The organism is Rhodococcus sp. FG69, from assembly GCF_057808915.1.
On sequence record NZ_JBMDIX010000042.1, the window covers coordinates 1 to 11891 of the forward strand.

Sequence of the window (11891 nt, forward strand, 5' to 3'; positions counted from 1 at the left end):
CGCCCCCCCCCCACGGTGACACCGTTCCCGGGCTTCGAGGGCACGCCGTCGGTATCGATGGGTGACATCGACGGCGACATGGTGCTCGATCTCGTTGTCGGAACCGGGCCGGGAACCGTCCCGGAAGTCGTGGGCTACAACGGCCTCGGTGCGGCACCCTTCACCGAGGAGCTGACCCGATTCGAACCTGCTGACGGTGCTGCCGACGGTGGAATCGTGGTCGCTACTGCCGACATCGACGGGAATGCGCTGCGTGACAACATCATCGTCGGAACCGGGCCGGGTACGGAGTCCGCGGTGACGGTGTACTTGTCGAGCCTGCCGGCAGAGAACGGCACCGCGCCCGACGTCTTCGACGCCTTCACCCCGTACCCCGGCTCGGACCGCGGCGTCACCATCGCCACCGGCATGGTCGACGCTTCGTCCGGCCGCACGAGCATCGTGACCGCGCCGGGGGCCGGGGATGCACCGCTGGTGAAGACCTTCCGGTACGACCTATTCCAGCCGACCGCCGCCAGTTCCGGATCCGACGAACACGCACACGGTGAGGGACCGACGCAGACCTCGGAGTTCATGGCGTTCGACGAGACCTACGCCGGCGGGGTGTCACTGTCGACGGGCTGGGTTGCCGGTGTGGAAGGCGGTGCGCAGTCGATCGTCGCAGGGATGGCAGGGGGAAACGGCACCGTTCGGACGTTCTCCGCCGGATCGAGACTCGACGGTGGCCCCGCCATGTACCTCGAATCTCCGAATCATCACGGCGGCACTGTCGATTTCGCGCAGACGTCGTCGTTCGTGCCCTTACCCGGCTCTCCGGGCGTCACGATCGCGACGACGGCAACCACGTCGGGAGCTGATCTGCTCGTGTCCGGTGTCGGCGGCGAAGTGCGCAAGTACAGCCTGATCCGTCCCGAACCGTCCGCGGACATCCTGGTTCCGGCCGAGGTGGGCCGTCTCGATTCGCGACCCGGCAATGAAGTCGCACTCCCACTCGGTGGCCGTTGAAATACTCAGGAGGACAGATGTCGAAGGTGGCGCAATGAATCTCGGCACGATCGGTGAGGTCAAGCGGCCCACGTCACTCGATCAGATCGACGGGTGGCGCGATGGCTACACCTGGTTGGCGGGAGGAACCTGGCTGTTCTCCGAACCCCAGGTCTCGAGCGATACGTTGATCGATCTGGACAGTCTCGGGTGGCAGGCTCTGACGGTGTCCGACGACGGGTTGGAGATCGCCGCGACGTGCCGGATCGCGGAACTGTTCGACTTCGACGCTCCCGCCGAGTGGACTGCGGCGCCGCTGTTTCGTGATTGTTGTCGGTCGTTGCTGGCGTCGTTCAAGATATGGAACGCTGCGACGGTCGGCGGGAACATCTGCATGTCACTTCCCGCGGGTGCAATGATCTCGCTGACCGCTGCATTGGAAGGTGTGTACACCCTCGTGCCGCGGTCCGGGGCGTCGCGTGAAGTCGCGGCAACGGAGTTCGTGACCGGTGATCATGCGAACATCCTCGAACGAGGCGAGCTGCTGCGGTCCGTCTCGCTGCCCGCGAGTGCTCTCACCAAGCGCTATGCGTGGCGACAGCAGTCGCTCGTTCACGCGGGCCGATCCGCAGCACTCGTCATCGGAACGTGCGCGGCAGACGGTTCCGACTTCCGGCTGACGGCGACGGCTGCGACGCCGCGGCCGGTACAGGTTGCCTACGAGCGTATTCCGAGCCCGCAGGATCTTCGCGCAGGGATCGAATCCGCGACCGCCGTCGACGGCTTCTTCGACGATGTCAACGGCTCTGCGCCCTACAAACAGCACCTGACCTATTACTTCGCCGAGCAGATCCGTACGGAGTTGTCATGAGTGAATTCGAGGTGGACGGAAAGCTCTTCTCGGCCGAACCCGAACCGGGCCAGTGTCTGCGCACGTTCCTGCGTGACCGTGAGGTGTATGGCGTCAAGAAGGGCTGTGACGCTGGGGATTGCGGTGCGTGCACGGTATGGCTGGACGGCACGCCGTTTCATTCGTGTCTCGTTCCGGCGTTCCGAGCGGCAGGGAAGAAGGTCACTACCGTGCAGGGGCTCGCGAACGGCGACGGTCTGCATCCGATGCAGCAGTCGTTCCATGACGCCCAGTCGTTTCAGTGTGGATTCTGTGCGGCCGGAATGATAATGACGGCGGCGTCGCTGTCGGATGAGCAGAAGGAAGATCTGCCGAGGGCATTGAAGGGAAACCTGTGCCGCTGTACCGGATACAGGTCCATCGCCGACGCCCTTCACGGTCTGACCGAAGCCGAACCGGACGTCGCCGGGAAGGCGTGCGGGGCGAGCCTCGCCAACCCGTTCACCGAGGACATCGTGACCGGACACGCGCGATACACCATGGATATCACCGTCCCGAATGTCTTGCACTTGAAAGTCCTGAGGTCTCCGCACGCGCATGCACGCATCACCGGCATCGACCGCACCGCAGCGATGGCTGTTCCTGGTGTGGTCCAGGTGTTCACCCACGAAGACGTTCCGCAACGCCTGTACAGCACGGCACTGCACGAGGACCATCTGGTGGATCCGGACGACACGCTGATCCTCGACGACGTCATTCGGTTCGTCGGACAGCGCATAGCCGCCGTCGTCGCCGAGACCGAGGCGGCGGCCGAGGAGGGGTGCCGAGCACTGATGGTCACCTACGACGAACTCCCGGCCGTCTTCGACCCGTTCGTAGCGATGGAACCGGATGCTCCACTGTTGCACGACAAAGGATTCGAGGAGAACGGCAACATCTTCGTCGACATCCACGGCGAGGTCGGTAGTGTCGAAGCAGGGTTCGCCAAGTCCGATGCGGTGCACGAGCGGACCTACTCGACCTCCAGAGTCCAGCACGCCCATCTCGAGACCCACGGCTCCATCGCGTGGCGCGGGGACGACGGCCGCTGGCACGTTCGGACGAGTACACAGGGCCCGTTCATCGTGCAGGCCAAGCTCTGCTACCTGCTGGGATTGCGGGCACGCGACGTGCACGTGTTCACCGAACGGGTCGGGGGCGGTTTCGGCGGCAAACAAGAGATGATCTCCGAGGACCTGGTGCTGTGGGCGACCATGAAGCTCGGCCGTCCGGTCAAATGGGAGTGGACGCGCGAGGAAGAGTTCATCGGCTCGACCACTCGGCATCAGATGACCACGCGCGTGAAGCTCGGTGCAACGCGAGACGGGACGCTGACGGCACTCGACGTATACGTGGTCTCCAACACCGGGGCCTACGCCAACCACGCCAGCGAGACTCTCGCCGCCGCGCTGGGCAGTCCGCTGGCTGCGTACCGGTGCCCGAACAAGAAGGCTCTGGGCTATGCGGTCTACACCAATGTCATTCCAGGAGGCGGCTTCCGCGGATACGGCGCCTCGCAGACCACGTTCGCGATCGAATGCGCAATGGACGAACTGGCGCACCTGCTCGGGATGAGTCCGCTGGCGCTTCGTCGCAAGAACATGGTGGGGCCGACGGATCTCGTCGAGTCGGTGTGGGACGGCCCGAGCGACGCGGCCTTCGGTAGTTACGGGCTCGATCAATGCCTCGACCACGTCGAGGCATCCCTCGCGCGAGGCAACGGGGTGGAGAAGCCGGACGGCGAGGATTGGCTCGTCGGAACAGGCGTCGCATTGGCTCTGCTCGAGTGTGGACCTCCCACCGAGCACCGCTCGGGTGCCGAGTTGACACTGCTCGAGGACGGCACGTACCACCTTGCTGTCGGGTCTTCGGAGATGGGGAACGGAATAACGAACGCACACAGGCAGATTGCCGCCGGAATTCTCGGCACACGTGCGGCCGAGGTGGACATCGTCAATGCGGACACGGACCGGACTCTCTACGACACGGGCACCTTCGCGAGTACCGGTACCGTCGTGGCGGGCAAAGCCGTCCATCTGACCGCACTGGCACTGCGGGACGACATTCTGAAGTTCGCGAGCGAATACAGCGGTGTCCCCCTCGACGACTGTGTTCTCGACAACGATGCCGTCGTGTGTGCGGACCGGCGGGTGAAGCTGGCGGAGTTGTACGCGGCCCGTGCCGAATCAGGACGGAAGCTGCACGCAACGAGGAAGGCGTATCTGACTCCGAGGACCATCGCGTCCAACGTCCAGGGTGTCCGTCTGGCCGTGCACCGGGTGACCGGCGAGATCCGGCTCCTGCAGAGTGTGCACGGCGCAGACATCGGCCGTCCGATCAATCCGCTCCAGTGTCGCGGCCAGATCGACGGCGCGGTCGGCATGGCGTTCGGTTGGGCGCTGACCGAAAACATGGTCCACGACAGCAGTGGTGCGGTGGTGAACCCGAACTTCCGCAACTATCGGATCCCCGCGTTCGCGGATCTTCCGCCGACCGAAGTGTTCTTCGCCGACACCTACGACACCATCGGACCGATGGGCGCGAAGTCGCAGGGCGAGTGTGCCATCAACCCGGTGGCCCCGGCGGTATCGAACGCCCTTCTCGACGCGACCGGAATACGGTTCGAGTCTCTGCCGTTCACTCCCGACCGCCTGTTCTCCAAGTTGACGTCCTTGTAACTGACCCGCCCGTCCTTCGGTTTGCTCTGTAGAGTGGTCGAAACTCGTGAGCGCTGAGGGGGTCAGCAATGGATCGAGCGGATCACAACCAGTCTGTCTTCGACGATCCGAGGGTCGCCGCGGAGTACGAGGCGTATGCAGCTCCGACCGAGGGCTTTCTCGATCGGGGCGAGGCAGCGGCCCTGGTGTCCGCGGCTCGGATCGTGCGGGGTTCGCCCGTGCTCGACGTGGGTGTCGGCGGCGGTCGGACGACGTCACTACTCCTGCTGCTCACTGACGACTACACCGCTCTCGACTACTCGCCGAACATGATCGACGCCTTCCGTCGCGGCTTCCCGAGCCTTCCAGCTCATGTCGGTGACGCCCGGGATATGGCCGAAATAGAAAGCGGGAGATACGGTCTCGTGCTGTTCAGCAACAACGGAATGGATACCGTCGAACACGGTGACCGGGGACTTGTCCTCGCCGAGTTCAGGCGTGTCGTCGCCGACGACGGGGTCGTGGTGTTCGCAACCCTCAACAAGGACGGCCCCTCGTTCGGAGAGTCTCCGTTCCAGATCGCACGCCCTACCGAACCTGTCAGGGTGTCGGCGCGCGGACTGATTCAGACTGTCGGACGCAGGATTCTCGACCCATCGAGAGCAGTCCGGCGAGTGACGAACTGGCGCCGCAATCGACGTCGTGAAGAGGATCACGGTGAGTGGGCCGTGGGTCCCCTTGCGGCGCATGACTTCGCGCCGGTGATGCACTTCACTTCGCTGCAGGATCTACGTCTCCTGACGCAGGCCGCAGGTTTCGAGATCCTGGCGATCTACGGCGACGACGGGGTTGCCATCGATCCGTCGCAAACCCATTCGCAGGCAGACAATTTCACGGTGCTGGCGCGGCCGACACCGCTGAGTCGTGAGTCGAGTGGTTCAGTTTCGTCGGAACCGGGCATGCACCGATCATGACGAAATTACTCTTTGCTGTCACGGCCGCCGACCACTGGACATTGAACGACGGTTCCGATCACCCGACCGGGTTCTGGGCCGAGGAGCTCGTCGAGTCGCATCGGACGTTCGTCGAAGCAGGATGGGACGTCGTCGTGGCCACTCCGGGAGGCAAGGCGCCGGTGGTCGACGAGGGCTCACTGTCGGTCGATGCCAACGGTGGCGACGACGCCAAGGTGGCCGATCAGAGGAAGTACCTGGACTCGATCGAGTCGATTCTGCAGAGTCCCGCCCTGCTCGAGGAGCAGCTGGCGGCGGACTTCGACGCACTCTTCGTCCCGGGCGGGCACGGTCCCATGCAGGACCTGGCCGTATCGGATCAGTTCGGTGCTGTGGTGTCCGACTTCCTCGACGGCGGCAAGCTGGTCTCGGCGGTGTGTCACGCTCCGGCGGCGTTGCTGCCCGCGACCCGGTCCGATGGCGTCTGGGCATTCGACGGCTATGAAATGACGGGCTTCACGAACGAGGAAGAGACGCAAGCGGGCCTTGCGGACAAGGCGCCGTGGTTGCTCGAGACTCGTCTGCGTGAATCGGGAGCGCAGTTCTCCAACACCGACGCGTGGGCTCCGCACGTCGTCGTCGATCGCAACGTCTACACCGGCCAGAACCCCGCGTCGACGAAGCCACTGGCAGATCGCGTCGTGGAGGCGTTGTCCTGAGCTACCTGGTCCAGTCGAACTCGTCGGCGCCGCGCGCAAGCACGATGCGATTTCGACCCTGCCTCTTGGCGTCGTAGAGCGCTCGGTCGGCGGCCACGACCAGATTCTCGACGGTGTCGGATCCAGTTGCGATTCCGATACTGACAGTGACTCCGTGGCCGGTCAGGGGCTCGGTGGCGCGGTTGTACTGGCCGATTCGGATCGAATCCGCAAGTGCGAAGGCGTGGTCTTCCGAGGTATCTCGAAGGTAGACGGCGAATTCCTCGCCGCCGAGCCGGGCGAACAGGTGGCCCCCGCGCAGCTGTGATCGAACGTCGTCGGCGAAGCGTTCGAGTGCGGCGTCGCCGGCACTGTGGCCGTACGTGTCGTTCAGCGACTTGAAGTGGTCGAGGTCCAACATCATGATTGCTGCGGACCCGGCGCCCCAATCTCGCGTCAGGTTCTGCACGCGCCGGTAGAATTCGTCCCGCCGCAAGGCCCCGGTGAGATCGTCGTGAGCCACGGCTCGACGCAGCGCGGCCAGCGCAGTTCGGCGCTCGTTCGTCACGCATGCCACCGCCACTGGGGCGATCGCCAGGAACGAAAGCCCGATGATCACCGACAGGGTCACCGGCATCGCATGGTCGAGGCCTGGTATTCCGAGGTGGCCGTCCGCGGTGAGAATCAGCATCCACACCGTGGTGGTCAGGATGAACAACGACGTGACGAAGACACCCGTCATCAAAGCCGCGACGACGAGCGCGGGTGTTGCAAAGGTGATGGCGCCGGCACCGCCGACGAACCACACCAGGATCAACCCGAGCGCAAGCAGCGCCGCTGCTGGGACAGTGCGCCGGAGGAGAGCACTCGCCTCGCGCCGACGTTGAATCCGGCGAAGGTACGTCAGCGTAGGGGCCGTCAGTACAGCTGGCATGACGGACATGTAGTTCAGGAACTCGCCGACGAACCAGCGGGTCGCGCACTCCTCCCACGGTTGCCCGTGAAGGGCCGCGTTGGCGAACCCTCCTGCGACTGCGGCGGCGGCCGAAGCGGCGACGATCAGGGCGGCGAGCAGAGTGAGGGATTGAACGCGTTCGAGCCACGGGCGCGTCTGCCCGATGAAGCGGTACAAGGCGAAGCCCGCCACTACCCCCGCCAGGTTGCACAGGTTGAGCGCGACGTTGGGGACGAGGGGACTGCCGGTGACAGCTTCGGCGAGAAAGAACCCGAGTGCTGCACATATCCAGGTCGCTGGGGTGGCGGATCGGGGACTGCGCAGCAGAATTCCGAGAAGAAGTGCGTTGGCAGGCCAGAACACGGCGAGCGTTCCCGGCAGTCGGGTGGCAATTCCGAGCAGACAGGCGACGAGTACCGCTACCCCGATCAGCGCCGACCGTCGGGCTGCGTCGACGGCTTCGGGGGAGAGACGACTAGCGGCCACAACTGCTCGTACCCGGAGAATCCATCTTGAAACCCAATTTCGGCCGACAACTCATCGTGAAGGATGTTCAGTGTGTCAGAACCGACGCCGAAACCGCATTCCGATCGGTCGGCCGTCGGGGTCCACGAACAGGCGATACGCCACGGCTGCTGCTCGTTGCTGCCACTGAGGGGGTACGTCGATGTCGTGACGGCGCAGTCGTCCGGACGGCCTCGGCGACCCGGAGGGCGCACGATGCCAGGCGTCGAGACGTTCTGCGCTACTGCTCACGGTGTCGAAGAAGGACGTCGGATCGATCAGGTCCGCATCGTCGCCGGTGGCGCGCCCCAGATGTTCGCGCGCCAGTTCGAGTCGCAGTTCGCGTGCGAACACCCGCGCGCCGTCACCGAGGCCACCGGGATCCGCCGGTGCCCGTTCGTCACGCTCGGCGTCGATGATCGCTGCCGTCAATTCCGAATCGTGCGTCCAGGAGCGCCGGTTGAAGTTGTCCGAACCGATCGCAGCCCAGACATCGTCGACGATGCAGACCTTCGAGTGGACGTACACGGGGATTCCTCGATCGTTCTCCAAATCGAGGACCAGCACGCGGTCACCGCCCGCGTCGCGGATCACGTCGAGCGCAGCCGAGTGGCCGAGAAGCGCCGACGGGATGGTGATGGCGCTGTCGTCGTCGAGATACTTCGGGACGACGATGACCAGTCGTAGATCGGGTGAACGTCGCAGGGCTGCCGCGAACACACGCGCGACGTCCACCGACCACAAGTACTGGTCCTCGACGTAGATGAGCCGACGTGCGCGGCGAAGAACCTTCGCGTAGGCCCGAGCAGCGCTGCGCTCGCCTCTCGTCGCGAAGGGATACGCCGGCCGTCGCCGTGGATAGGTCCGCAGCAACTGCACCGCGCACGTCCCCGCCGGCTGGGGCGCGTCGATCTGGACGGGCAGTTCGGACGGCTCACGCGTGACTCCGCGGAGCATGTCGGGGACGGCGTGCCACGGTAGCCGTGACAGGGCGGCCGGATCCTCCCAGCGCTCACGGAACACGTCCTCGACGTCGCGGACGGTCGGGCCCTCGAGCCGTACCTGCATGTCGTGCCAAGCCGGGATCTCGCCGTACTCCGGAGGGAACGGCCTGCTGACCGGGTCGCCGAAATGGTCGGCGTCGTCGCGGCGTGCACGCGCAAGATCGATGCCGCCGACGAATGCGACGTCCGGCTTCGCGGGATCCCGATAGCGGACGACGACGAACTTCTGGTGGTGACTGCCGAGCGCGAGGACGCGCTGATCCAGGATGACCTCACCGCCGGCATCTTCCAGGCTTTGCGCCAGTTTTCGGTTCTTCGGGCCCGTGAAGCCGAGTGTGTCGATGTGCGAGCGCCAGACCATGCCCTTGACGATGCCGCCGCGGCCTGCGACATCGGCAAGGGCTTGTTCGACGGTGACACCGTCGTCGGTCAGCACCTGCTCAGGGTCGCCGCGCCAGTCGGTGAACAGCACGAGGTCCCCGGCGCCCGCCTTGTCGAGGGCGGCGGCCAGAGCTGCGAAGTACGGCTTCCCGTGAACGAGGGGGACAGCGCGGTTGCCCTCGGTCCATGCGGCTATTCGAGTGTCGGGGTTGCCGCGTTCCTCGCTGCTGAGGAACCACGGGTGAGCCGAGTCGAACTTCTGGACCTGGTCGTTCAGAGCGGCGCTGCTTCGGCCGAGGCGCTGCGCGAGCGCGTCGACAGTACGGCGTAGCCGCTGGGGTATCACGAGTGGACATGATGTCAGAGGGTTCGGCGAAGTCGCTCAGGTGGTCGGGTTGAACTCGGGCTGATCGATGATGCGCAGCCACGATCCGTCCGGCTGACGTCTGACCACCTGCGCGCGGGCGCCTGCATCGTCCCTGGGAGCCGTCGAGGTGAGCGCGATGTCGCCGTGATCGAGCGTCGGGAGGCCTTCCTCCAGCTCGAAGCGGGGGCCATGTGCCAGTACCGAGGCCCACAGCTCCCTGATCGCGGCGCGGCCGACCGTCGTCTTGCCGGCGGGATAGGCCATGACGGCGTTCTCGTCGTAGAGGGCGGCCACACCGTCGGCATCTCCGGCGTTGGAACGCTCGACGAACAATCGGGTGATGTCTTCCGGGGTCATTGCCTTGTCCTGTGTCATAACTCCAGGCTGCGTGTCAGCGTTTCAGAAGTCCAACAGATTGTTCTTCTCAAAACTAGAATCCCCAGTTATGGAACTTCGTCAGCTCGAGTACTTCGTCGCGGTCGCCGAGGAAGCGAATTTCACCCGCGCCGCCGAGCGGGTGCGTATCAGCCAATCCGGCATCAGCGCGCAGATCAGGGCCCTCGAGCGCGAACTCGGAACTGAACTGATCGACCGCAGTGCCCGGGTCGCAACACTGACCGCCGCCGGAACAGCTGCCCTCGAACATGCGCGTGCAGCTCTGAACTCTGCTGTGGCACTGCAACGTTCAGTGGACGAAATCAACTCGCTCGTACGCGGGAAGGTCGCGGTCGGAATGGTCACTGCCTGCACGGTCACCCCGCTGTTCGACGCCCTGGCGGACTTCCACACCGACTATCCAGGCGTCGACGTCTCACTGGCCGAGGGCAATTCGGACGATCTGGTCGCTCGGGTGCACGCCGGGATGCTCGACGTGGCTCTTGTCGGGGCAGCCGGCGAGCCGCCGGTCGGCGTGGAATCTGTGGTCATCGTGCGCGAGGGACTGGCCGCGTGCGTCCCGGCGGATCATCCGGCCGCGTCGTCGTCTTCGATGAGCGTTCGTCAGGTCAGCAATTTTCCGGTGGTGTGTCTACCTGCGGGAACCGGAATAAGGACGGTGTTCGACGGCGCCCTGTCGGCGCAGGGACTCGTCGTCGACGTCGCGTTCGCGGCCAGCGCTCCTGGGGCCGTCGCCGACCTCGCCGCGCGTGGAATGGGCGTGGCGATTCTGAGCGAGTCGATGGCGAGTGACTACGCCGACCGGCTGGTGGCCGTACCGATCACCGATGTCGGCATCGATGCGATCCTTGCTCTCGTGTGGTCGAGCAGGCCCAGCGCAGCCGTCGACGAGTTGGTGTCGCGCGTTCGTCGGCGGTTCTTCGGCTGACCCTCGTGCCGCGAGGAGGTGGGCTAGATCAGCGTGGTGATGTGGTCGCGGGAGAACGCGATCCGGTCGTCAAGACGCCCCGACTGCACCTTGTGCACCCACTCCGGATCGGCGAGCAGCGCGCGTCCGACGGCGACGATGTCGAACTCCTCGCGCTCGAATTGCGCGAGCAGCGGTTCCAGACCGGTCGTACCCGACGCGGCGTCGTCACCCCATGCGCCGTCGAACACCTTGTCCAGCCCGACGGATCCGACGGTGATCGTGGGCAGGCCCGTGATCTCCTTGGTCCATCCCGCAAGTCCGCGAACACCTTCCGTGCCGCTCAGTTCCGGGAACTCCGGTTCCCAGTGCCTGCGGGTCGACGGATGGAACACGTCGACGCCGGCGTTGACCAGCGGAGTGAGGACGTTCTCGAGTTCCTGCGGTGAACGAGCAATCTTGGCGTCGTAGAAACCGGCCTTCCACTGCGAATAGCGGTAGACGATGGCAAAGTCGTCACCCACCTCGGCGCGGATGGCAGCGACCACCTCGGCCGGGAAGCGCGTGCGTGCTTCCAGTGACCCACCGAAGCGGTCGTCGCGGACATTCGTTGTCTGCCAGAGGAACTCGTCGAGGAGGTAGCCGTGCGCGCCGTGCAACTCGACGCCGTCGAATCCCACACTCTTCGCATTGACCGCGGCGTCGACCCAATACTGGACGAGCTGATCGAGGTCCGCGCTGGTGAACGCACGCCCAAGTGGATTGCCATCGAGACCGAGTCCCGACGGGCTGACGGTGGTGACCTCGGGATTGAGGCGTGGCTGCTCACCACGCTGGACGCCGAGATGCCAGAGTTGCGGGATGATCGACGACCCTTCCGAGTGAACGGCGTCGACCACGCCCTTCCAGCCATCGAGACTCTCGCTGCCGTGAATGTGGGGGACGCGGGTATCGGGACCGGCTGCCGGATCGGGGATCAACGTGCCCTCGGTGATGATCAGCCCGGTGCCACCTGCTGCACGCTTGCGGTAGTACTCGGCGACGTTCTCCCGCGGCACCCCGCCCGGCGAGAATGCGCGCGTCATCGGTGCCATCGCGAAACGATTGCGCAGCTTCACGGACTTCACCTCGAAAGGAGTGAAGAGCCCGGCGGTAAGGGTTGTCGCTGTGTTCGATGCTGTTTCGGTCACGTCGGG

Annotated in this window: 9 protein-coding genes and 1 pseudogene; 6 read left to right on the forward strand and 4 right to left on the reverse strand. The window is 65.0% G+C overall.

The genetic code is table 11. The features are described from left to right. The 5 genes and pseudogenes from ACODSO_RS24840 to ACODSO_RS24860 all read left to right on the forward strand — a co-directional run. Nucleotides 1-1005: pseudogene (locus tag ACODSO_RS24840) on the forward strand (copper oxidase); the annotation flags it as partial. A 34-nt stretch (nucleotides 1006-1039) separates the two neighbouring features. Next, the gene (locus tag ACODSO_RS24845; RefSeq protein WP_489039333.1) at nucleotides 1040-1855 is read left to right on the forward strand and encodes an FAD binding domain-containing protein; all 816 of its coding nucleotides are present in this window, start codon (nucleotides 1040-1042) and stop codon (nucleotides 1853-1855) included. Next, nucleotides 1852-4551: a molybdopterin-dependent oxidoreductase gene (locus tag ACODSO_RS24850; RefSeq protein ID WP_489039334.1), complete on the forward strand. Its 2700-nt coding sequence runs from the start codon at nucleotides 1852-1854 to the stop codon at nucleotides 4549-4551. Before ACODSO_RS24845 ends, ACODSO_RS24850 begins: the two co-directional genes overlap by 4 nt. A gap of 68 nt (nucleotides 4552-4619) precedes the next feature. Beyond that, nucleotides 4620-5504 (forward strand): class I SAM-dependent methyltransferase, encoded by an 885-nt coding sequence (locus ACODSO_RS24855; RefSeq protein WP_489039335.1) that lies wholly within the window; start codon nucleotides 4620-4622, stop codon nucleotides 5502-5504. Then, entirely contained in the window at nucleotides 5501-6202 is a 702-nt protein-coding gene (locus tag ACODSO_RS24860; RefSeq protein WP_068379582.1) for a type 1 glutamine amidotransferase domain-containing protein, read from the forward strand. The genes ACODSO_RS24855 and ACODSO_RS24860 overlap by 4 nt, the downstream gene beginning before the upstream one ends. 1 nt (nucleotide 6203) lies before the next feature. Here ACODSO_RS24860 and ACODSO_RS24865 read toward each other — a convergent pair whose 3' ends face one another. The 3 genes from ACODSO_RS24865 to ACODSO_RS24875 all read right to left on the reverse strand — a co-directional run bounded on the left by ACODSO_RS24865 (nucleotide 6204) and on the right by ACODSO_RS24875 (nucleotide 9767). Further along, nucleotides 6204-7622: a GGDEF domain-containing protein gene (locus tag ACODSO_RS24865; RefSeq protein ID WP_489039336.1), complete on the reverse strand. Its 1419-nt coding sequence runs from the start codon at nucleotides 7620-7622 to the stop codon at nucleotides 6204-6206. A 75-nt stretch (nucleotides 7623-7697) separates the two neighbouring features. Further along, a complete protein-coding gene (locus tag ACODSO_RS24870; RefSeq protein ID WP_489039337.1) occupies nucleotides 7698-9371 on the reverse strand; it encodes a phospholipase D family protein in 1674 nt (557 codons plus the stop codon). A 36-nt stretch (nucleotides 9372-9407) separates the two neighbouring features. Then, the gene (locus ACODSO_RS24875; RefSeq protein ID WP_489039338.1) at nucleotides 9408-9767 is read right to left on the reverse strand and encodes a YybH family protein; all 360 of its coding nucleotides are present in this window, start codon (nucleotides 9765-9767) and stop codon (nucleotides 9408-9410) included. Nucleotides 9768-9837: 70 nt separating this feature from the next. Between ACODSO_RS24875 and ACODSO_RS24880 the strand changes: the two genes are divergently transcribed. Then, the gene (locus tag ACODSO_RS24880) at nucleotides 9838-10716 is read left to right on the forward strand and encodes a LysR family transcriptional regulator (RefSeq protein ID WP_489039339.1); all 879 of its coding nucleotides are present in this window, start codon (nucleotides 9838-9840) and stop codon (nucleotides 10714-10716) included. Nucleotides 10717-10739: 23 nt separating this feature from the next. On the opposite strand, the gene ACODSO_RS24885 is transcribed toward ACODSO_RS24880, so the two are convergent. Then, nucleotides 10740-11885 (reverse strand): NADH:flavin oxidoreductase, encoded by a 1146-nt coding sequence (locus ACODSO_RS24885; protein WP_489039340.1) that lies wholly within the window; start codon nucleotides 11883-11885, stop codon nucleotides 10740-10742. Between the last annotated feature and the right edge of the window lie 6 nt (nucleotides 11886-11891).